A 23,424-nucleotide genomic window follows, 5' to 3' on the forward strand; every position below is an offset into this window, starting at 1 on the left:
AGGTGATATGCTCACCTCAGAACAACACAGGTGCTCCAATGAAAAAAAGAAATTTCAGCGCAGAGTTTAAACGCGAATCCGCTCAACTGGTTGTTGACCAGAACTACACTGTGGCAGATGCCGCCAAAGCTATGGATGTCGCCCTTTCCACAATGACAAGATGGGTCAAACAACTGCGTGATGAGCGTCAGGGCAAAACACCAAAAGCCTCTCCGATGACACCAGAACAAATCGAATTACGTGAGCTGAGGAAAAAGCTACAACGCATTGAAATGGAGAATGAAATATTAAAAAAGGCTACCGCGCTCTTGATGTCAGACTCCCTGAACAGTTCTCGATAATCGGGAAACTCAGAGCGCATTATCCTGTGGTCACACTCTGCCATGTGTTCGGGGTTCATCGCAGCAGCTACAGATACTGGAAAAACCGTCCTGAAAAACCAGACGGCAGGCGGGCTGTATTACGCAGTCAGGTACTTGAGTTGCATAACATCAGCAATGATTCTGCCGGGGCAAGAAGCATCGCCACAATGGCAACCCTGAGAGGCTTCAGAATGGGGCGCTGGGCTCATGAAAGAACTGGGACTGGTCAGTTGCCAGCAGCCTGCGCACCGTTATAAACAAGGTGGTCGTGAACATGTTGCTATCCTGAATCACCTTGGGCGGCAGTTCGCAGTGACAGAGCCAAATCAGGTATGGTGCGGCGACGTGATGTACATCTGGACGGGGAAACGTTGGGCATACCTTGCCGTTGTTCTCGACCTGTTTGCAAGGTTACCGGCAGATGCTGGCATGGATGACTTCGTTTGGGGCATTAAAGCGAATTGGTGTTGAGTGTACAGGCACCTATGGATCAGGTCTGCTTCGCTATTTACAGAATGCCGGGTTAGAAGTTCTTGAGGTGACTGCGCCAGATCGGATGGAGCGACGCAAACGGGGTAAAAGTGACACGATTGATGCTGAATGTGCCGCTCACGCCGCATTCTCCGGAATAAGAACCGTCACACCCAAAACGCGCAATGGCATGATTGAGTCTCTGCGGGTATTAAAAACTTGCCGAAAAACAGCAATATCAGCCCGCAGAGTCGCTCTCCAGATTATCCATTCCAATATTATCTCTGCCCCGGATGAATTACGTGAACAGCTCAGAAATATGACGCGCATGCAGCTTATCAGGACTCTGGGATCCTGGCGGCCTGATGCCAGTGAATACCGCAATGTTACCAACGTTTATCGTATTTCATTAAAGTCTCTTGCTCGACGCTATCTCGAGTTACATGACGAAATCGCTGATTTGGATGTCATGATTGCGGCAATTGTCGATGAGCTGGCGCCTGAACTGATTAAACGTAATGCTATTGGATACGAAAGCGCTTCGCAGTTGCTGATCACGGCAGGAGACAATCCCCAACGATTAAGATCAGAATCAGGTTTGCGGCACTGTGTGGTGTTAGCCCTGTTCCCGTATCTTCAGGAAAAATGAATCGTTATCGACTTAACCGGGGTGGAGATCGTGCTGCAAATAGTGCACTTCACATCATTGCCATCGGACGTTTGCGAACTGACGATAAAACGAAGGAATATGCCGCCAGACGAGTAGCGGAAGGGCATACAAAAATGGAAGCAATACGCTGCCTGAAGCGCTATATCTCACGCGAAGTTTATACATTACTGCGTAATCAAAACAGGCAGATCAACAGCATCCCGATAACGGCTTGACTCTTAGAAGGGCGTCCAGGGCAGCCACTATACAAGCAGGCAGTTCCGACCGTTACTGTGGCGTTACCAGATCAAACAGAGTCTGAGTCGACGAGGAAATTGCTGGGATAACAGCCCGATGGAGCGCTTCTTCAGGAGCCTGAAAAACGAGTGGATACCGGTGACGGGTTACATGAACTTCAGCGATGCTGCCCATGAAATAACGGACTATATCGTTGGGTATTACAACGCGCTCAGGCCGCACGAATATAACGGTGGGTTGCCACCAAATGAATCGGAAAACCGATACTGGAAAAACTCTAAAGCGGTGGCCAGTTTCAGTTGACCACTACAGATACAGAATTTTGCTATCCTGTATGCTCTGTTTTACATGATAATCATGTTTGCCGGAAATAACTTATTCCTGGAATTACATGAATGCCGTGATTTTTCTCTGGATATATACCCCCTGATTTATATAGTAATATAACTATATATTCCGGGAGGTAACTGAACAGGCCTGCAGCAACCACTGACACAGACTCATGATAAAACAGTTCCGGTCTTACTGTTGTCCGGTTCCTGCACGGTGACCGGAGTGTTAGCGGGCACCGGTACATACTGGCGATGTATTGTTACGTTGTGGCGTCATAAATTCACTGTTCTCCCTGTCCGGCACTCAAAGTGATATGGGCAGGATAAAGATATGTTTCTGAGCGATAATATAACGGCACTCAACTATTTCCGGTTCTGTCAGTATCAGGCTGTTTACCACAAAAACCAGGTTATTACGGTTTTTGTTATGTTCCCGGTGGCATGTAATATTAAATGATGCATAGCTGAACTATTATCCTATACTCGTTGTGAATATTAATTCTGGTGATAAAAGCATGCAGGCACCGTTAAAAACATTTTTTATTTCCCCTCCGGAAATACCCACTCAGCACGGCCCCGACAACATCCTGTATGACTTTAATGATGGAGCACGGGTGCTCCTTCCTGAAGGTAAATGGCATGTGCGGCTGCTGGATGCAGATTCCGGAAATATTCTTTTCTGCTGTGACATCAATAATGGCTGGGTGACCAGCAGCAAGAAATATTTTGTGCGCTTCCGTATTCAGGTATTCCGTCAGGGCGAAGATACTCCCCTGCTGGATGAAACGCTGAACCTGACGGACCGTGATGTTCTGATTTCATTCCCCACCGGTACTCTGGGTGACCTGCTGGGCTGGTTCCCTTATGCCGAACGTTTTCAGTCCCTGCATCAGTGCCGGCTGGAGTGCACAATGGCGCAGGACATCATTGACCTGCTGGCACCACAATATCCGCAGATATGTTTCTCCACGCCGGAGAAACCACGCACAACTGAACCTTATGCAACATACCGGGTGGGGCTCTATTTTGGTGGTGACACAAATAACCAGCCGGTGGATTTTCGTCAGGTCGGTTTTCATCGTTCAGCCGGTTACATTCTGGGCGTTGACCCACGAGAAGCACCGGTCCGGCTTGACCTGTCCGCCTCCCGGACTGTCCGGGAGCCTTATGTGTGCATCGCCACACAATCCACCTGCCAGGCAAAATACTGGAATAACGGCACCGGCTGGAGTGAGGTCGTTGCTCACCTGAAATCGCTGGGCTACCGGGTGCTGTGTATTGACCGGGAGGCTCATTACGGTCAGGGGTTTGTCTGGAATCACATTCCCTGGGGAGCGGAAGACTTTACCGGCAGTTTTCCGCTACAGGAGCGGGTTAATCTGCTGCGTCATGCCAGCTTCTTTATTGGTCTGGCCAGTGGGCTGTCATGGCTGGCATGGGCAACCGGTATTCCGGTGGTGCTGATAAGTGGCTTCAGCCTGCCGAACAGTGAGTTTTATACCCCGTGGCGGGTGTTCAACTCCCATGGTTGTAACGGATGCTGGGACGATACATCACTGAATTTTGACCACAAGGATTTTCTGTGGTGTCCGAGACATAAAAACACGGACCGGCAATTTGAATGCACCCGACTGATAACAGGCACACAGGTTAATGGCGTTATCAGCAGACTCCATGCCTCCCTGATGAAGCAGGGAGATAAAACCTGTCTTACAAAAGGAACGAATAATGAACAAGGTTTATAACACTGTATGGAATGAATCCACCGGGATGTGGGTCGTTACCTCAGAACTGACCCGTAAAGGCGGTCGTCGCCCCCGGCAAATCAGGCGTACCGCACTGGCGGGGCTGATTGCTGGCCTGCTTCTGCCATCTGCTCCTGCTCTGGCGGTGGATTATAACAATAATATCCTGGGGAACGAAGGAACGCCCTTCACAATGTTGCTGAATGCCGGTGATACGGCGACAGATACCACCATTAACTATGATGGAGCCCAGTCTGTCTCCAGTGGAGGCAGCGCCACAAATACCACTATAAACGGTGGTTCCCAAAGTGTTTATGGCGGTAGTGCCACAAATACAACCATTAATAATGGAGGCACTCAGCATGTCGTTGGTGGCCGTGTCACGGATACCACCATTAACGATGGCGGCAGGCAATGGCTTGACGACGGAGCCACTGCTACGAACACCATTATTAACAATAACGGCAGCATGAGTGTCAGGGACGGCGTTAGTGCCACAAACACTATTATTAACAATAGAGGCAGTATGGCTGTCGAAGTCGGCGGTAGTGCCACGAGCACCACCATTAACAGTGGTGGTTTCCTGTCCGTCTCCGGGGGCGCCAGTGCAGTAGACATTACCCAGAACAGCGGCGGAGCTATTTCTGCAGACACTTCTACCACCCTGAGTGGCACCAACTCTAACGGCAGCTTCAGTATTGCCGGTGGCAGTGCCGTCAATATGCTGCTGGAGAATGGTGGATACCTGAGTGTTAATAGTGGTCATCAGGCCACAAGCACCACCATTAACAGTGGCGGTGGGCTATCTGTCTACGGGGGCGCCAGTGCTGTTGACATTACTCAGAACAGCGGCGGGTCTATTTCTGCAGACACTTCTGCCACCCTGAGTGGCACCAACACTAACGGCAGCTTCAGTATTGCCGGTGGCAGTGCCGTCAATATGCTGCTGGAGAATGGCGGATACCTGAGAGTTAATAGTGGTCATCAGGCCACGAACACCATTATTAACAATAGCGGCAGCATGGCTGTCGGCCCCGACGGTAGTGCAACGAACACCACCATTAACAGTGGTGGTGGCCTGTCCGTCTCCGGGGGCGGCAGTACAACGAACACCACTATTAACAGTGGCGGTGGGCTGTCTGTCGACGGGGGCGCCAGTGCAGTTGACATTACTCAGAACAGCGGCGGGTCTATTTCTACAGACACTTCTGCCACCCTGAATGGCACCAACACTAACGGCAGCTTCAGCATTGCCGGTGGCAGTGCCGTCAATATGTTGCTGGAGAATGGTGGATACCTGAGTGTTAATAGTGGTCATCAGGCCACGAACACTATTATTAACAATAGCGGTGGTATGGCTGTCGAATTCGGCGGTAGTGCAACGAACACCACCATTAACAGTGGTGGTTACCTGTCCGTCTTCAGGGGCGCCAGTGCAGCTGACATTACTCAGAACAGCGGCGGGGCTATTTCTACAGACACTTCTGCCACTCTGAGTGGTACCAACATTAACGGCAGCTTCAGTATTGCCGGTGGCAGTGCCAGTAATATGCTGCTGGAGAACGGTGGTTCTCTGAGAGTTTATAGTGGTCACCTGGCCACGAACACCATTATTAACAACGGCTGGATGGAGGTCGAGGGCGGTAGTGCCACAAGCACCACCATTAACAGTGGTGGTAAGCAGAATATCTTCGATGGCGGCAGTACAACGAGCACCACCATTAACAGCGGGGGAAGACTGGATGTCTACAACGGCGCCAGTGCAGTTGACATTACCCAGAACAGCGGCGGGGCTATTTCTGCAAACACCTCTGCCACTCTGAGTGGTACCAACATTAACGGCAGCTTCAGCATTGCCGGTGGCAGTGCCGTCAATATGTTGCTGGAGAATGGTGGATACCTGAGTGTTAATAGTGGTCATCAGGCCACGAACACCATTATTAACAATAGCGGCAGAATGAATGTCGAAGGTAGTGCAACGAACACCACCATTAACAGTGGTGGTGGCCTGTCCGTCTACGGGGGCGGCAGTACAACGAACACCACTATTAACAGTGGTGGTTTCCTGTCTGTCGAAAGGGGCACCAGTGCAGTAGACATTACTCAGAACAGCGGCGGGGCTATTTCTACGGACACCTCTGCCACTCTGAGTGGTACCAACATTAACGGCAGCTTCAGTATTGCCGGTGGCAGTGCCGTCAATATGCTGCTGGAGAATGGTGGAGGCCTGAGTGTTAATAGTGGTCATCAGGCCACGAACACCATTATTAACAATAGCGGCAGAATGAATGTTGAAGGTGGTAGCGCAACGAACACCACTATTAACAGTGGTGGTAAGCAGTATGTCTACCGTGGCGGCAGTACAACGAGCACCACCATTAACAGTGGTGGTTTCCTGTCTGTCAACGGTGGCAGTGCAGTTGACATTACTCAGAACAGCGGCGGGGCTATTTCTACGGACACCTCTGCCACTCTGAGTGGTACCAACATTAACGGCAGCTTCAGCATTGCCGGTGGCAGTGCCGTCAATATGCTGCTGGAGAATGGTGGATACCTGAGTGTTAATAGTGGTCATGACGCCAGCGACACAACTGTTGGCAGTGGCGGTATGCTGGATGTCCGGAGCGGCGGTGTACTTCGTGGTACCACCACCCTGACAGATAAAGGGACGCTCGCCGGTGGTACGTTCACAAATGTCACAAATGAAGGAAACCTGTATTTCCTCAACAACAGTGCGGCGACCTTTGCGGGTACCCTGACGGGGAGCGGTACCCTGACCCAGGAAGGCGGAAATACCCGCTTCAGCGGACTGTTGTCTCAGGATGGCGGGATTGCTCTTCAGAGTGGCGCTGCAATGACGATGGTTACCCTTCAGGCGAACGCTAATGTGACGACACAGTCAGGCACCATCCTGACGCTGGATAACGGAAGCATCCTGACGGGGAGCGTTACGGGAGACAACACTGGTGCAGGTGACATGACGGTTAAGGGAGCCTCTGTCTGGCATCTCGATGGTGACTCCACTGTCAGTGCATTAACGCTGGATAACGGGACTGTCGATTTCCGTCCGTCAGCCACCACGCGCCTGACGCAGGCTTTCCGGCCGGTTTCACTGGTGTCTGAAAGTCTTTCAGGTAACGGGACATTCCGGATGAACACGGATATCGCATCTCATACCGGAGACATGCTGAATGTGACGGGGAATGCCAGTGGCAATTTTGTGCTGGACATCAGAAATACCGGTCTTGAACCTGTTTCCGCAGGCACACCACTTCAGGTCGTTCATACCGGCAGTGGCGATGCTGCGTTCAGCCTGAACGGCGGGAAAGTGGATGCCGGTACCTGGGAATACTATCTGAACAAGGAAAATACTGACTGGTACCTGAAAGCTGACAGTAGTCAGCCAGGAACAGATAACCCGGGAACAGATAATCCGGGAACAGATAATCCAGGAACAGATAACCCGGTACCTCCGGTACGCCATACAACAAAATCGGCTGATGCTGTGCTGAATATGGCAACGGCACCGGTCTATGTGTTCAACAGTGAGCTTCAGAGTCTGCGTTTTCGTCACGGCGATGTCATGCAGAATACCCGTTCACCGGGTGGTGTCTGGGGACGGTACACCGGGTCAGATACCCGTATCAGCGGTGGTGCCGGCTCAGGTTATTCACTGACCCAGAGCGGAATGGAAACCGGCGGCGACACCGTATTTGACCTGAATGACAGCAGGCTGGCTGTGGGGGCTTTTGTATCCTATACCGATAACAGCATCAGCCATAACCGTGGTGGCAGCAGTACTGTCGGAAGTACCGGTGGTGGTCTGTATGCAACCTGGTTTAACAATGATGGTTACTATGTGGATGGCGTTATCAAAGTTAACCGTTTCAGGAACGAACTGCGCACCTGGATGAGTGACGGCACGGCAGTGAAAGGCGATTATCATCAGAATGGCTTTGGTGGCAGCCTGGAAGCAGGCAGAACCTTCAGTCTGAATGAAAACACCTGGATTCAGCCTTATCTCCGTAGTACGGCATTCCGGGCAGAATCAAAGGATATCAGTCTGGATAATGGTATGAAGGCGAAAGCAGGGACAACCAAATCACTTCAGGGTGAAGTGGGTGTGAACCTCGGGATGAATCTTGATGTTGCCGGAACTGTTGTCAGACCGTATCTGACGACGGCAGTGAGCCATGAGTTTTCGGATAACAACAGGGTCCGGATAAATGACAGCTATAACTTTACTAACGATATCTCAGGCACCACAGGGAAATACGGTGCCGGGGTGAGTGCTCAGCTGACAGCGAATGCCGGGGTGTGGGCAGAAGCGAGTTACCAGAATGGCGAGAATACAGAATCGCCGGTAACAGGGAGCGTCGGTTTCCGGATTAATTTCTGATACGGAAAAAGGGGCAGTAACGGGCGCTCTTATACCTGTTACTGCCCCTGTCGGCAAAAGGAAACAACACGCGGAAAAACGCCCGCATTCACCATCTTTACACTTGTTATTTTAAATGAACAGGGCCACAACATCCTCAGTGCTGTGGCCAGACAGAAATTAATATCCGGCGCTTCTGAGATGAATACGGGCCACTGATTCATCTTCCGCCCAGTAAATCCGTTCAGCGACCATGGCTTCGGGGTTTAGCTGTACGTCGCGTAGTACACGCTCTTTGAAGCGCAGATAACCGCCTTTATCGATAAGATGGCCCATATGGAGGTAAACCGGTTTACCCCCCAGCATTTCTTTTTCAAACTCAAACGTGCGGCATTCACCCCGTCGATATCTTCGTAGCGGAACCCCGGCATGGTCAGTTTCTGACGGGGCAGATGGATCTGACCGTTACCCCAGGTTTCAGCAATTCCGTAAGCCACCGTCAGCAGGTGCACGGGCAGAATGCCACCGGGTATACGTACGCTGATCATGGCTTCGCCGCAGATGTATTGCTGTGCAGAAGCAGACAGGAGTATCTGACCGGGCGATTAATGTTTTCCCTGTTCATCAGCGATTGATAAAGTTCCGCTTGCTGACTTTTTATACGAAATTTACTTCAGTATGCGCACACGAATTGACTGTCTGACGGATAAAAACTGTTTTACAGAACTGAATGAATCGCACCGTCTTCGCCGTGGTTGTGAATGAAAAATATATCATTGCCATCTCAGCTGTCACGAACGGTGCAATAGTGATCCACACCCAACGCCTGAAATCAGATCCAGGGGGTAATCTGCTCTCCTGATTCAGGAGAGCTTATGGTCACTTTTGAGACAGTTATGGAAATTAAAATCCTGCACAAGCAGGGAATGAGTAGCCGGGCGATTGCCAGAGAACTGGGGATCTCCCGCAATACGGTTAAACGTTATTTGCAGGCAAAATCTGAGCCGCCAAAATATACGCCGCGACCTGCTGTTGCTTCACTCCTGGATGAATACCGGGATTATATTCGTCAACGCATCGCCGATGCTCATCCTTACAAAATCCCGGCAACGGTAATCGCTCGCGAGATCAGAGACCAGGGATATCGTGGCGGAATGACCATCCTCAGGGCATTCATTCGTTCTCTCTCGGTTCCTCAGGAGCAGGAGCCTGCCGTTCGGTTCGAAACTGAACCCGGACGACAGATGCAGGTTGACTGGGGCACTATGCGTAATGGTCGCTCACCGCTTCACGTGTTCGTTGCTGTTCTCGGATACAGCCGAATGCTGTACATCGAATTCACTGACAATATGCGTTATGACACGCTGGAGACCTGCCATCGTAATGCGTTCCGCTTCTTTGGTGGTGTGCCGCGCGAAGTGTTGTATGACAATATGAAAACTGTGGTTCTGCAACGTGACGCATATCAGACCGGTCAGCACCGGTTCCATCCTTCGCTGTGGCAGTTCGGCAAGGAGATGGGCTTCTCTCCCCGACTGTGTCGCCCCTTCAGGGCACAGACTAAAGGTAAGGTGGAACGGATGGTGCAGTACACCCGTAACAGTTTTTACATCCCACTAATGACTCGCCTGCGCCCGATGGGAATCACTGTCGATGTTGAAACAGCCAACCGCCACGGTCTGCGCTGGCTGCACGATGTCGCGAACCAACGAAAACATGAAACAATCCAGGCCCGTCCCTGCGATCGCTGGCTCGAAGAGCAGCAGTCCATGCTGGCACTGCCTCCGGAGAAAAAAGAGTATGACGTGCATCCTGATGAAAATCTGGTGAACTTCGACAAACACCCCCTGCATCATCCACTCTCCATCTACGACTCATTCTGCAGAGGAGTGGCGTGATGATGGAACTGCAACATCAACGACTGATGGCGCTCGCCGGGCAGTTGCAACTGGAAAGCCTTATAAGCGCAGCGCCTGCGCTGTCACAACAGGCAGTAGATCAGGAATGGAGTTATATGGACTTCCTGGAGCATCTGCTTCATGAAGAAAAACTGGCACGTCATCAACGTAAACAGGCGATGTATACCCGAATGGCAGCCTTCCCGGCGGTGAAAACGTTCGAAGAGTATGACTTCACATTCGCCACCGGAGCACCGCAGAAGCAACTCCAGTCGTTACGCTCACTCAGCTTCATAGAACGTAATGAAAATATCGTATTACTGGGGCCATCAGGTGTGGGGAAAACCCATCTGGCAATAGCGATGGGCTATGAAGCAGTCCGTGCAGGTATCAAAGTTCGCTTCACAACAGCAGCAGATCTGTTACTTCAGTTATCTACGGCACAACGTCAGGGCCGTTATAAAACGACGCTTCAGCGTGGAGTAATGGCCCCCCGCCTGCTCATCATTGATGAAATAGGCTATCTGCCGTTCAGTCAGGAAGAAGCAAAGCTGTTCTTCCAGGTCATCGCTAAACGTTACGAAAAGAGCGCAATGATCCTGACATCCAATCTGCCGTTCGGGCAGTGGGATCAAACGTTCGCCGGTGATGCAGCACTGACCTCAGCGATGCTGGACCGTATCTTACACCACTCACATGTCGTTCAAATCAAAGGAGAAATCTATCGACTCAGACAGAAACGAAAGGCTGGGGTTATAGCAGAAGCTAATCCTGAGTAAAACGGTGGATCAATATTGGGCCGTTGGTGGAGATATAAGTGGATCACTTTTCATCCGTCGTTGACATCAGCAGAAGTAAAACGCCCCGTGAACGGCATGAAATATGCGCCGGAGACGGGTTTACTGGTGACCCTACCGGACAGCCTGTTCTGGTTTGGCAGTCAGCGTATTGCGGTTGATATCCTGAGACTAAGACAGAGCGGAATGCCGGTAGTGACAACGACAGTGGAGGTGAACGATAACCTGACGGGAACAAACCGCAAAATACCGGCATACCATCTCTGATACGACCATCAGGGGAAATATTGCTCTGGCTGCGGTATGGCGACATTCTTTATACTCTATTCCCGTGCCTGAAAAAATGTACAAAGGAAACGGGAATGGCAAGGTCCGATTACGATATTATCAATCTGTCTCTGGAACATGAACTGAATGAGTGGCTGGCAGAGAGAGGTTATGCCGGACTGGCGGATAACCGGAACCGCTTGGCAGAGGTGGTTACCCGGAAATTGCAGGACAGCTTTTATGTGAACGTTTCCTGGGATGCGCTGAACACGGCATACAGTGAACACCCGGAGTGGTTTTCAGGGCTTGTCTCCGGGGATGAGAATTAAAAGGCTGATTATGCTGCTATCGGGCAGTGCAGTTGCCTGCAGAGGTTCCGGTCTGTTCTGTTTCTTCCCGGGGCTCAGGTTTGAATTTTCCCAGAAAGTTGTACATTGGCCGCATGCAGGGGGGCGGATAACCCTCCCGCATCAAAACCACCCGGGCTTCCTCAACACTGGTCACGGTGACAAGCGCACCATGATCATCTCTGTATCGCTGATTGATTTTCGGTAATGGAACATCTTCTGACATAGATTTCAGAACGGTAACGGTTAACTAAAATTTCATGTGGTATCGCTGAATCAGAAGACGGCGCTTCCTGATGTGTGCTGTTAATTTGCTGTTTTTACGAAGCATTTTCCCCTTCTTTCTGTGTATTTTATTGCGCTCCTCCTTTCATGTCCTTCCCATATCCTGAAACTCACTTAAATACTGCTGAATCGTTGCATATCGAAATTTTCAATGACTGAAGTCAAAAAATGACATTTCTTGTGCTAACCAACTGTATTAAAAGCATTCAATGGGATAATTTCCTGCATTTTTCCATTAACTATGGTTATAAGTTTTGAGTTGTTCTGATTTTTCGATATAAAACAGAATAAAGATCTGTTCATTTGCGTTATTACGATCGATAAATCTGTCATATTGCTGTCATTCAGATCATTATTCTATAATGATCAAAATTAAGTCAATTCTGAACTGATTTGTTACTCAGCATTCTGGTACCGGTTGATGCGGGTAAATACCGGAAGGGCGGTAGCGTGCCATCGCAAAACATGGTGAGAGGTATCGTCAGGAGGCTGGTGATTGTTGGTATGGCATGAATAAAAGGTTTTTCGTTTGACTGGAAAATTATGTTGCAGGAACGAGAGGGCTGAGGAACAAAGCTTATCCCGGCGCTGTCCGTCCTTGCTGTCACTGACACTGATGTCTGTTTTATTATCGCCTTTATCTCTTCAGGCAGCGGATGTCCGGCGTAGCGGAGATGAAGCATTTATCATTCAGCAGCAACGTCAGGAAGCCCTTGAGCAACAACTGACGCCTTCGGCCCCTGATGTTCGCCTTTCTGCACCTGGCTCTTTTGCCCGTAAGATTAATTTTCCTGTTGAAACGCCCTGTTTTCAGATTAAACAGACAGAACTGGAGGGGGCTGATGCGTTACCACACTGGTTGCCTTTACAAAAAATCGCCAACGGGGCGGTCGGGCATTGCATGGGGGCGAAAGGAATTAATCTGCTGATGAGTACATTGCAGAACCGTCTGGTCGATCATGGTTATGTCACCACCCGGGTTCTGGCACCTTCGCAGGATTTAAAAAGCGGTATCCTCCGGCTGGTTATTATTCCCGGTGTTGTGCGGCATGTGCGTCTGACACCGGACAGTGATGACTATATTCAGTTGTATTCCTCATTCCCGGCACACGAAGGCTCTCTGCTGGATTTACGGGACATTGAGCAGGGGCTGGAGAATATGCAACGACTGCCGGGTGTGCAGGCTGATATGGAAATTGTACCCGGTGAGCAGCCAGGGGAAAGTGACATTCTTATTACCCGCAAACAGGACAAATACTGGCGACTGGGGTTTTCGCTTGATGATTCAGGTACCCGCAACACAGGGCGTTATCTCGGTGGTATAACATTTTCTCTGGATAATCCTTTTTCCCTGAGTGATCTGCTGTATGTTTCTGCCACCCATAATTTTCCACATTACGGGGGTAAGGGCAGTAAAAACTACACGGCCCATTACTCTGTGCCTTTCGGCTACTGGCAGTTTTCCGTCACCGCCAGTGATTACGATTACCATCAGACGGTAGCTGGTGCGGTTGAGGATTACCAGTACAGTGGCGAGAGTCAGAATCTGGGCATGCAGCTGAGCCGGGTACTGCACCGTAACGGGACGCAGAAAACGGTGCTGACTTACGATGTTCAGGCCCGCAGGTCGCGTAACTACATTAATGATACGGAAATCCAGGTACAGCGCCGGCAGACGGCGGCCTGGCGACTTGGGCTGCAGCACCGTCATTATATTTCTCAGGCCACACTGGATGCTGGTGTCAGCTGGCAACGGGGAACCCGCTGGTTTGGTGCACAGCCGGCACCGGAGGAAATCTTCGGTGAGGCAACGGCGCTCAGTAAGATCCTGCAGATGAATGCGTCCTTTAATCTGCCCTTTACACTGGCAGAGCAGCCCTTCAGTTATTCCTTCCGGTATCAGCGTCAGCTGAGCAATACCCCGCTGACTCCACAGGAACAGTTTGCCATCGGTAACCGCTGGACGGTTCGTGGTTTTGACGGGGAGCGAACGCTGAATGCCAGTAACGGCTGGTATATCCGCAACGACCTGGCCTGGCGTACGCCACTGCCGGAGCAGGAGTTATATCTGGGAATGGATTACGGCGAGGTGGGGGGAGCCGGCAGTGAATACCTGGTGGGACGTCATCTGGCCGGTGGTGTTGTGGGGCTGAGGGGGCAACTGTTCAGTACGGATTATGACGTTTTCATCGGTCGTCCGTTTTCAAAACCGGCGGGTTTTATGACGAGTGATGTGACAGCCGGTTTTAATCTGTTCCGGGATTTCTGAGAAAATTTCATGCGTAACGGGAAATATGACGTTCTGAGTCCCCTGTATTCCGGTGAGCCGGTCAATGAGGCGGAAGTCCTGGGGGCGGCCGTGTGGCTGTGGATGTACTCCCCCCTGCATCGTGATGCGCCATTGCATACCCTGCCGGACCTGCTGCTGCCGGTGATTAAGCACCGACAGTATGTGATAACAACAGAGCAGGGGCGACCTGTTTTCTTCATGAGCTGGGCCTGGCTCAGCCAGGAGGCAGAGGCGCGTTATCTTACGCAGCCGGCAATTCTTATGCCTCAGTCGGACTGGAACAGTGGCGACCGGATGTGGGTCTGTGACTGGGTTGCCCCTTTTGGACATACCCCGGATATGAGTCGTCTTGTCCGGCAGGATATTTTTCCCCGTCAGTGCTGGCGTTCGTTATATCACCGGGGACATGAAACCGGGTTACGGGTGATGAATTTCCGGGGTGCACAGGTCAGTCGTGAAGAGGTGCGCCAGTGGCGTGTGCAGCACCCGCTTGCTGTGGATGTGCCGGAGAGATAAGTCAGGTTTATCAGAATGAACAGAAATTGTTACCGCATTATTTTTAACAAAGCCCGGGGAATGCTGATGGTGGTGGCAGATATTGCCCGTTCCGGTCGCGCCGGTACATCACTGTCCTCCCGCACAGGATATCCACACAGGCAACGTATCTGCCGTGTCACGCCGCTTGCATTCTCTTTGTGGCTGGCTTCGGGGATGGTGCATTCTGTCAGTGCTGCAGGCATTGTCGCAGACCATGGCGCACCGGGGCATCAGCAACCCACGATTACGCAGACGGCCAGCGGCATTCCGCAGGTGAATATTCAGACGCCTTCTGCCGGCGGGGTTTCACATAATACATACGGCCAGTTCGACGTCGGTAACCAGGGCGTCATTCTGAATAATGCCCATAACAATGTGCAGACTCAACTGGGTGGCATGGTGGCCGGGAACCCGTGGCTGGCGAAGGGAGAGGCCAGAATCATTCTTAATGAAGTGAACAGTCGCAATCCCAGCCAGTTGAACGGTTTTGTTGAGGTTGCCGGGAAAAAGGCGCTGGTGGTGATTGCGAACCCGGCCGGCATCAGTTGCGACGGGTGCGGTTTTATTAATGCGAACCGGGCCACGCTGACCACGGGGCAGCCGCAGATGAAAAACGGCAGTCTGACCGGATTCAGTGTTGAACGTGGTGAGATTCAGGTTACGGGCAAAGGTATGGATGCTTCGCGCACGGATTATACCGATATCATTGCCCGGTCTGTGAAGATTAATGCGGGTATCTGGGCGCAGGATCTGAAAGTGACCACAGGACGTAACAATGTGGATATCGCGCACGGGCAGATTGAGAAAAAGACCGGTGATGTCTCTTCACAGCCTCAGATGGCACTGGATGTGGCCAGTCTTGGCGGAATGTATGCCGGAAAAATTCGCCTTGTCGGTACGGAAACGGGGGTGGGTGTTCGTAACGCCGGTCATATTGGTGCGCAGGCAGGGGCGGTTACCCTGACGGCTGACGGACGTATTGAAAACAGTGGCAGTATCAGTGCGAAAACGGATGTGCATCTGGCGACAACCCGGGAGCTGCATAACAGTGGTTCTGTTTATGCGGGGCAGGATACGCAGATACAGAGTGATGGTGTCTTCACCCATACAGGCTCTGTGGCATCACGTCGCAACACCCGGATTCAGACAGCGCGTCTGACCGGCGGTGAGCGGAGTCTGCTGGCCGCCGGGGTGAAAGATGACGGACGTCTGGCGGCAGCGGGCAACCTGACTGTCAGTACCACCGGCGAACTGGCGGCACACGGACAGGTTCTGTCCGGTGGGGACATGCAACTGAAGGGGCAGGGGCTGGATTTAAGCAACAGCCGGATACAGGGACAACATACTGAGCTGGATGCAACCAGTGGAAATCTGTCCACACAGAATGCGCAACTGAGTGCCGGTACGCTTTCCGCCCGGACTGCCGGGCAGTTCAGCAATAATGACGGCACGATAAATGCCGACACACTGCAGATATCAGCACAGAGCCTGTCAAACCACAGGGGTAAACTGATTCAGACGGGAACAGGGGATTTTTCACTGAACCTGCCGGGAGGTGTGGATAACCGGGAAGGGCTGCTTGCGGCAAATGGCGCGGTGCGCCTGGATGCACTGAGCCTTGATAATCGCAAGGGGAAAGTGCAGGCGGCGCAGTCAGGTAGTCTGCAGGTGAGGACAACCGGCGCCGTGGATAACCAGCAGGGAAGTCTGATTGCCAGCCGTGACATCCTGATTAATACACAGGCGCTGAATAACGACAACGGACTGATTTCAGCTGCTGCCGGAACGGGCAGGATAAAAACACAGCAGGCTGTCAGCAATACTGAGGGACGAATGGAGTCCGCCGGCAGGCTGGATATTTCGGCAGGGAGTCTGAATAACCACCAGGGTACGGTGGTGTCTGACGGGCTGTCTGTGACGCTGGATGGTGCGCTGGATAATACGTCCGGCAGACTGCTTTCACAGAAAACGCTGTCTGTGTCAGGCAGCGAACTGGTCTCTGATGATGGTCTGATTCAGTCCGGCAGTGACATGACGCTGGATGTACAGAACGGGGTTCTCAGTAACCGGAACACGAAAACACGGGGTGGTATCAGCAGCGCCGGTACCCTGACAGTGCGGGCCGGTATGCTGAATAACCAGCAGGGATTTATGGCGGGTCAGAAGGATATGACCCTGAACACCGGAACGCTCGATAACCGTCAGGGCGTGCTGGGGAGTAAGGCGTCATTGCAGATATCGTCAGGTACGCTGATGAACCAGAAAGGCGCACTGAAGGCCGGGACGGATATGTTGCTGAGTGGTGGTGATGTCAGTAATCAGGAAGGGACGCTTGCCGCCGGCAGAGACCTGAATGCGCACCTGAATGTGCTGGAAAATCAGCAGGGGACGGTGGTCAGCAACGGTAACAGCAGGCTGGATGTCACCCGCTCTGATAATCAGGGTGGCAGACTGGTGGCACAGCAGTCACTGACCCTTTCCTCGACGGATATCATCAACGATGCCGGCGGCCTGATACAGAGCGGTGCATCGCTGAATCTCCGTGCTGACACACTGAGTAACCGTAACAGTGGTGACCGGGGCGGTGTTATCAGTCAGGGGCCGATGACGCTGAATGCCGGCACACTGGACAGCACTGCCGGTGTGCTTTTGTCGGGAGATGCTCTGTCCCTGACTGCAGGCGTGGTTAACAATACATCCGGTCAGGTGGTGGCAAACGGTCTGCTCGGCTGGAACAGCCAGGCGCTGAACAATCAGTCAGGTCTTATTCAGGGGAAAGGCATCAGCATTAATACCGCAGGCCAGACGCTGGATAACAGAGGCGGTACGCTGAACAGCCTGCAGGAACTGACTGTCAGTACCGGAGCAATGGATAACCGGGGTGGGACCGTGGGGACGAAAACGACAGCTGACCTGAGCACCACCTCGCTGGATAACCGTGAGGGTGGCCGGCTGGTCAGTGAAGGTGAACTCCGTCTGCATACGGGAGGCCTGCAGAACAGCCATGGACAGATACAGTCTGTGGGCGACATTCTGTTCGACAGTGTACGGGGCGTTGTGGACAACGTCTCTGGTCTGATTCGCAGTGGTTCTGCCATTACGCTGAACGCCCTGCAGTTTATCAATCGCCACACGCAGAATACCGGCCAGGGGCTGGAAGCGCAGACAATACACATCACGACGCAGGACCTTGATAACCTGGAGGGCAGTATTCTGGCAGACAGGGCGCTTACGGTTATGGCAGACAGGACGCTCAGTAATAATGATGGCGTGCTCTCTTCCGGCGCGACATTGTCTGTCAGTGGCCGTCAGCTGACGTTTTCGAACCGTGACGGCGTGGTTAAGGCCGGGCAGTCAGTATCTGTGGATGCCGGTCAGCTCGGTGGTGACGGGAAACTGCTTTCGCTGGGCGATATGACGCTGAAAAGTAACACAACGTTCAGCAACAGTGGTCAGACTATTGCGAACGGAAACCTTACGCTTTCCGTTAATGGCGATGTCTCTAATACCGGCAGCCTGCTGGCAGGCAGCCGGCTTGACCTGAACAGCATCCGCCTTGAAAACACAGAGAAAGGTGAAATCAGTGCCGGGCAGACCTGGCTTAACGTGACGGACACACTGCTGAACCGTGGGCTGATTGACGGGAAATATACGCATCTTCAGGCGAACACCCTGACGAATTCCGGTACCGGGCGAATCTACGGCGATGCTGTTGGTGTCAGTGCTGCCACATTTAATAATCTGGAAGAAAATGGCGTGGCGGCGACGCTGGCCGGGCGTGAGCGTGTGGACTTAGGGGTACAGACCCTGAATAACCGGACGCACAGCCTGATTTACAGTGCAGGTGATATGCATACTGGTGGCATGCTGGATGCGAATGGTGCCGCCACGGGGAAAGCCGGTGTACTGAATAATCACAGTGCCACTATTGAAGCCGCCGGATATCTGGTACTGAGTGCCGGACAAATCAATAACGTCAATGACCATTTCACCACGGAGCGCGTGGTGGTTTCCACGGAAAAGGTGACTGAGTATCAGCTCAGCGGCTCAGATAAACGCTGGAGCGCCGGTGAACCGGGCGTTTATGTGGATAACGATTCCAGTAACTCACTGAAAAAACTGCATACACCGGAAGGCGCCAGAGATAAATTCACGCAGTATGATTACACCCGTACCGTGGAAGAAACCCGGGTAAAAGAATCCGACCCGGGGAAAATTCTGTCCGGTGCCGGCATGACGATTGTGGCAGACAAACTGCTTAATGATAAGAGTCAGGTTGTTGCAGGTGGCCTGCTGGATATGCAGGCCGGTGATGTGGAAAACGTCAGTGTCAGCGGAGAGCGCCATGTTACGGACTCAGGAACATCCACGTATTATTACCGTATCAGGAAAAAAGGAAAGGATAAGCAGGGGGAGAAAACCTCTCAGTACACTCCGCCCACTGTAATTCAGACCATCACGCTGAAGCCGGGAGAGCTCACCAGCCACGGACAGGTTCAGGGCAGCCAGGTCACGCTTTCTCCCCTGAAGCCACAGGGAACGGATGTACAGACAGGACTGACCGGAAATGTGGATGCGACAGTAGCCGCTACTGACCAGATACCGCTTCGCCCGGTGGTGTCAGCCGGTGAACCGGTCATTCTGTTGCCGGGGCAGCAGTTTGAAGTCAGCGCACCTCAGGGCAGTATCCATGTTGCCGGGCCGGATACCCGTCTGCCGGACAGCAGCCTGTTTAAAACAAATCCGGCAGTGAATGTGCCATATCTGGTTGAAACGGACCCGCGTTTTACGAACCAGAAGACGTGGCTGGGCAGTGATTACATGCAGAAGGCGTTTTCTCAGAACGGGGATAACATGCTCAAACGCCTGGGTGACGGCTTTTACGAACAGCGTCTGATTCGTGAGCAGGTTGTCGCTCTGACCGGGCAACGGTACCTGGACGGATACAGTAATGATGAAGAGCAGTTTAAGGCGTTAATGGATGCGGGTATTGCATTTGGTAAGCAATACAACCTGACACCAGGTGTGGCGCTGACTGCTGAGCAGATGGCGTTACTGACCGGTGATATTGTCTGGCTGGTTAACACCACGGTGACGCTGCCGGACGGCAGCACGCAGACGGTTCAGGTACCTCAGGTGTATGCCCGTGTAAAACCCGGTGATGTGAACAGTGCCGGTGCGCTGATTGCCGGCAGGGACATGGTGATGAAGCTGGATGGTGACCTGTTTAACAGCGGTAAACTGGCCGGGAAGCAGACCGTGCAGCTCAGTGCAGAAAACATTCACAACCAGGCCGGCACCATTCAGGGAGCAAATGTCAGCCTGATGGCCCGGACGGATATTAACAGTACCGGCGGGCTGCTGCAGGCCACGGACAGCCTGCTGGCGATGGCCGGACGGGATATCAGTCTGACCACCACCACCCGTACGGCACAGAGTGACGCCGGACAGAACCATTTTGAACGTACCAGCATCGACAGTGTGGCTGGCGTATATGTGCAGAATGACCAGGGCAGACTGGTGCTGCAGGCCGGACGGGATATGAATCTGACGGCAGCAACGGTGGTGAATCAGGGTAAGGACAGCCTGACGCAACTCAGTGCGGGCAGGGATATGACGCTTTCCACAGTGACCACATCCGCGCAGGACCATATTACCTGGGATAAAAATAATCGTCTGTCGCAGGGCGTCACACAGAGTACGGGCAGCACGCTTGCCGGTAACGGTGATGTCACGCTGACCGCCGGACGGGATATGACGTCACAGGCGGCATCGCTGTCAGCTCAGAAAGGCCTGGCCCTGATGGCGGGTCATGACGTGACGCTGACCGGCGCACAGAATACCCGCTCGCTGGATGAATACCATAAAGTGACCGGCAGCAGCGGGATGTTATCGAAAACCACCACAACCACGCATGATGTCACTGACCGCCGGACCATGACGGGCAGTGAACTGAACGGGGATACGGTCAGTATCGGCGCCGGACATAATCTGAACGTCACGGGCAGCAGTGTGGTCGGGGATAACCGTGTCTCCCTGGCTGCCGGAAATAACCTGAGTATAGGAACGTTGACAGAAAGCAACCGTGATACACACCTGAAACAGGAGAAAAAATCCGGGCTGATGAGCTCCGGAGGTGTGGGATTCAGCATGGGCAGCCAGAGTCTGAAAGTCACGGACGCCGCAACAGACACCACACAGAAAGGCAGCACGGTGGGGAGTGTTCACGGTGATGTTTCCCTTCAGGCAGGTAACCGGTTGACCGTCAACGGCTCTGACCTGATTGCCGGCAGGGACATGGCACTCAGCGGTAAGGAGGTCAGCATTACCGCCGCCACAGACCAGCATGTACAGACACATACGGTGGAGCAGAAAACCTCCGGTCTGACGCTTGCCCTGTCCGGCACAGCGGGCAGCGCCCTGAATACGACGGTGGAGACCGTACAGGCGGCGAAATCTGCCGGAAACAGCCGGCTTGAAGCCCTGCAGGGGGTGAAGGCCGCGCTCTCGGGGGCTCAGGCCGTGCAGGCCGGACGACTGGCAGAAGCACAGGGCAACCAGAAAGAGAATAACAATGCCGTGGGTATCAGCCTCTCTTACGGCAGTCAGTCTTCGAAATCAGAACAGCAGTCAGAGCAGACGGTGGCGAAGGGCAGTACACTGACCGCAGGTAATAATCTCAGTATTCAGGCCACCGGCTCCGGCGTGAAGGGCGTGGATGGTGACCTGACGATACAGGGCAGTCAGATAAAGGCCGGGAACAACGTTCTGCTGCAGGCAAACCGTGACGTGAATCTGGTATCAGCAGAAAACACGTCAAAGCTGGAAGGAAAGAACACATCCAGTGGTGGCAGCGTGGGTGTCGGTGTTGGTGTGGGCTCCGGAGGCTGGGGTATCAGTGTTTCAGCCAGCGCAAACCAGGGTAAGGGCAGTGAAAAAGGCAACGGTACCACCCATACAGAAACCACGGTGGATGCGGGAAAACAGCTGACCATTATCAGCGGGCGGGACACCACGCTTACCGGCGCGCAGGCTGGCGGTGAAACGGTGAAAGTGGATGCCGGTCGCCATCTGACACTGACCAGTGAGCAGGACAGTGACCGTTATGACAGTAAACAGCAGAATGCCAGCGCCGGAGGCAGCTTCACTTTCGGGTCCATGAGCGGTTCGGCGAGTGTGAACCTCAGCCGGGATAAAATGCACAGTAACTACGACAGTGTACAGGAGCAGACGGGGATTTTTGCCGGCAGGGGCGGGTTTGATGTCACTACCGGACAGCATACGCAACTGAACGGTGCGGTGATTGCGTCCACGGCAACGGCAGATAAAAACCGGCTGGATACCGGCACACTGAGCTTCAGTGACATTGAAAACCGGGCCGACTTTAAAACGGAACATCAGAGTGCAGGGCTCAGTACCGGTGGCAGTGTTGCCGGAAATTTCCTGGGGAACATGGCAAACAATCTGCTGGTCGGTGCAAATCATGAAGGCCATGCGGACAGTACCACGCAGTCGGCAGTGTCTGCCGGGAACATCACCATCCGGGATACGCAGAGCCAGAAACAGGATGTGGCAGACCTGAACCGTGACGCAGCACATGCAAATCAGACGCTGTCCCCCATCTTTGACAGGGAAAAAGAGCAGCAGCGATTGCAGCAGGCGCAACTCATTGGTGAGATTGGTAACCAGGTGGCAGATATTGCCAGAACGGAAGGACAGATAGCCGGTGAGAAAGCGAAGCGGGACCCGGCAGCACTGAATCAGGCCCGCGCAGAACTTGAAGCAGCAGGAAAGCCGTTTACGGAACAGGATGTGGCACAGCGGGCCTACAATAACGGTATGGCGGCCTCAGGTTTTGGAACGGGAGGCAAATACCAGCAGGCGATACAGGCCGCAACGGCAGCGGTACAGGGACTGGCCGGCGGTAATCTGAGTGCAGCCCTGGCAGGTGGTGCAGCGCCGTATATTGCTGAAATTATCAAACAGACCACCCCGGACGGTGCGGGACGTGTGGCAGCTCATGCTGTGGTAAATGCTGCACTGGCGGTGGCACAGGGAAATAACGCCCTTGCCGGTGCTGCAGGTGCAGCCACCGGCGAGGTGGTGGGAATGATAGCCACACAGATGTACGGTAAGCCGGTGAGTGAACTGAGCGAGGCAGAGAAGCAGACGGTCTCGACACTGGCAACGGTTGCTGCCGGCCTGGCCGGTGGTCTGGTGGGAGACTCAGGTGCTTCAGCGGTAGCCGGCGCACAGTCAGGTAAGACGACGGTTGAGAATAATGCGCTGTCTGAGCTTGTGCCGCCTCGCGTACAGCAGGATGCTTCCCTGGCTTTTGATCTCAGTGGTAAAGGAGTCACTAACGATGAAATTATCAAAGCGGTAGACAAATCACATATCGGCCCGTCAGTAGGTGATACGGCAAAAATACATGGAGATGTAAAAGGCCAGGTCGCTGGAGGTTATGTCGCAGGAGGGTATCTGGAAGGTGTACTGTCAGAGGATAAATTTTCAATTAATGGCGGGGTCACGAAGGTATTAGGCTGGCGTGCAGATGTGTCTGCCGGGTTGACTTTTGGGCCTTACCCGATTAAAGATTTTAATCCTACTTATGATTATTCTGGTGCTATATCGACAGGTATTTTTTCAGTTGAAGGGAGTATTGGTAAAGACGGCTTTGGCGGCTCTTTCAGAGTTGGTGGAGGAATTGGTGCGAGTATTCGACAAAGTGAAAACAGTAATAATCAGCCGGAAATTAACGGTTCTGGTAGTACCGAACTAATTTCTTGGCCTATAAAAAAGGACTAA

At 52.8% G+C, this 23,424-nt stretch carries 9 protein-coding genes and 9 pseudogenes; 15 read left to right on the plus strand and 3 right to left on the minus strand.

The window, feature by feature from the left end:
• Positions 1-38 precede the first annotated feature (38 nt).
• The 5 genes and pseudogenes from FEM44_RS10605 to FEM44_RS10625 form a co-directional block, all read left to right on the plus strand.
• A pseudogene (locus tag FEM44_RS10605) lies at positions 39-794 on the plus strand (IS3 family transposase); the annotation flags it as partial.
• Positions 754-1,718, plus strand: a pseudogene (locus tag FEM44_RS10610) (IS110-like element ISEc21 family transposase); the annotation flags it as partial. The pseudogenes FEM44_RS10605 and FEM44_RS10610, both read left to right, overlap by 41 nt.
• 16 nt (positions 1,719-1,734) lie before the next feature.
• Positions 1,735-2,043 (plus strand): annotated as a pseudogene (locus FEM44_RS10615) (integrase core domain-containing protein); the annotation flags it as partial.
• 544 nt (positions 2,044-2,587) lie between these two features.
• The gene (locus FEM44_RS10620) at positions 2,588-3,817 is read left to right on the plus strand and encodes an autotransporter strand-loop-strand O-heptosyltransferase (RefSeq protein WP_135524087.1); all 1,230 of its coding nucleotides are present in this window, start codon (positions 2,588-2,590) and stop codon (positions 3,815-3,817) included.
• Entirely contained in the window at positions 3,801-8,216 is a 4,416-nt protein-coding gene (locus FEM44_RS10625; protein WP_138158982.1) for an AIDA repeat-containing protein, read from the plus strand. The genes FEM44_RS10620 and FEM44_RS10625 overlap by 17 nt, the downstream gene beginning before the upstream one ends.
• A 159-nt stretch (positions 8,217-8,375) precedes the next feature.
• Here FEM44_RS10625 and FEM44_RS25990 read toward each other — a convergent pair.
• Positions 8,376-8,579 (minus strand): annotated as a pseudogene (locus FEM44_RS25990) (sulfite reductase subunit C); the annotation flags it as partial.
• Positions 8,580-8,593: 14 nt separating this feature from the next.
• Positions 8,594-8,743: pseudogene (locus tag FEM44_RS25995) on the minus strand (sulfite reductase subunit C); the annotation flags it as partial.
• Between the two features lie 327 nt (positions 8,744-9,070).
• On the opposite strand from FEM44_RS25995, the gene istA reads away from it, so the two are divergent.
• From istA to FEM44_RS10650, 4 genes and pseudogenes are all read left to right on the plus strand, one after another.
• A complete protein-coding gene (gene istA, locus FEM44_RS10635) occupies positions 9,071-10,093 on the plus strand; it encodes an IS21-like element IS100 family transposase (protein WP_023278042.1) in 1,023 nt (340 codons plus the stop codon).
• A complete protein-coding gene (gene istB / locus FEM44_RS10640; protein WP_135521029.1) occupies positions 10,090-10,872 on the plus strand; it encodes an IS21-like element IS100kyp family helper ATPase IstB in 783 nt (260 codons plus the stop codon). The genes istA and istB overlap by 4 nt, the downstream gene beginning before the upstream one ends.
• Before the next feature lie 72 nt (positions 10,873-10,944).
• Positions 10,945-11,157: pseudogene (locus FEM44_RS10645) on the plus strand (hypothetical protein); the annotation flags it as partial.
• Between the two features lie 95 nt (positions 11,158-11,252).
• Positions 11,253-11,486 (plus strand): hypothetical protein, encoded by a 234-nt coding sequence (locus FEM44_RS10650; protein WP_135521050.1) that lies wholly within the window; start codon positions 11,253-11,255, stop codon positions 11,484-11,486.
• A 16-nt stretch (positions 11,487-11,502) separates the two neighbouring features.
• Here FEM44_RS10650 and FEM44_RS10655 read toward each other — a convergent pair whose 3' ends face one another.
• Positions 11,503-11,730, minus strand: a complete 228-nt coding sequence (locus tag FEM44_RS10655) for a DUF4222 domain-containing protein (RefSeq protein WP_135521033.1) — start codon at positions 11,728-11,730, stop codon at positions 11,503-11,505.
• A 675-nt stretch (positions 11,731-12,405) separates the two neighbouring features.
• Between FEM44_RS10655 and FEM44_RS25500 the strand changes: the two are divergent.
• The 6 genes and pseudogenes from FEM44_RS25500 to FEM44_RS10670 all read left to right on the plus strand — a co-directional run.
• A pseudogene (locus tag FEM44_RS25500) lies at positions 12,406-12,996 on the plus strand (POTRA domain-containing protein); the annotation flags it as partial.
• Entirely contained in the window at positions 12,979-14,058 is a 1,080-nt protein-coding gene (locus FEM44_RS10660; protein ID WP_240726772.1) for a ShlB/FhaC/HecB family hemolysin secretion/activation protein, read from the plus strand. The pseudogene FEM44_RS25500 and the gene FEM44_RS10660, both read left to right, overlap by 18 nt.
• A 9-nt stretch (positions 14,059-14,067) precedes the next feature.
• A complete protein-coding gene (locus tag FEM44_RS10665) occupies positions 14,068-14,595 on the plus strand; it encodes a toxin-activating lysine-acyltransferase (protein WP_135521035.1) in 528 nt (175 codons plus the stop codon).
• A 66-nt stretch (positions 14,596-14,661) separates the two neighbouring features.
• Positions 14,662-15,795 (plus strand): annotated as a pseudogene (locus FEM44_RS26000) (filamentous hemagglutinin N-terminal domain-containing protein); the annotation flags it as partial.
• A 123-nt stretch (positions 15,796-15,918) separates the two neighbouring features.
• Positions 15,919-16,284, plus strand: a pseudogene (locus tag FEM44_RS26005) (hypothetical protein); the annotation flags it as partial.
• A 165-nt stretch (positions 16,285-16,449) separates the two neighbouring features.
• Positions 16,450-23,424 carry a polymorphic toxin type 25 domain-containing protein gene (locus tag FEM44_RS10670; protein ID WP_441316616.1) on the plus strand — a complete coding sequence of 2,325 codons (6,975 nt, stop codon included), beginning with the start codon at positions 16,450-16,452 and terminating at the stop codon, positions 23,422-23,424.

This window comes from Escherichia sp. E4742 (assembly GCF_005843885.1).
Lineage (GTDB): Bacteria > Pseudomonadota > Gammaproteobacteria > Enterobacterales > Enterobacteriaceae > Escherichia.

Coding starts and splice junctions, on each gene's coding strand:
- FEM44_RS10650 (WP_135521050.1), top strand. CDS start 11,253: ATGGCAAGGTCCGATTACGATATTATCAATCTGTCTCTGGAACATGAA.
- FEM44_RS10620 (WP_135524087.1), top strand. CDS start 2,588: ATGCAGGCACCGTTAAAAACATTTTTTATTTCCCCTCCGGAAATACCC.
- FEM44_RS10625 (WP_138158982.1), top strand. CDS start 3,801: ATGAACAAGGTTTATAACACTGTATGGAATGAATCCACCGGGATGTGG.
- FEM44_RS10665 (WP_135521035.1), top strand. CDS start 14,068: ATGCGTAACGGGAAATATGACGTTCTGAGTCCCCTGTATTCCGGTGAG.
- FEM44_RS10660 (WP_240726772.1), top strand. CDS start 12,979: ATGGAAATTGTACCCGGTGAGCAGCCAGGGGAAAGTGACATTCTTATT.
- FEM44_RS10655 (WP_135521033.1), bottom strand. CDS start 11,730: ATGTCAGAAGATGTTCCATTACCGAAAATCAATCAGCGATACAGAGAT.
- FEM44_RS10670 (WP_441316616.1), top strand. CDS start 16,450: ATGGAGTCCGCCGGCAGGCTGGATATTTCGGCAGGGAGTCTGAATAAC.
- istA (WP_023278042.1), top strand. CDS start 9,071: ATGGTCACTTTTGAGACAGTTATGGAAATTAAAATCCTGCACAAGCAG.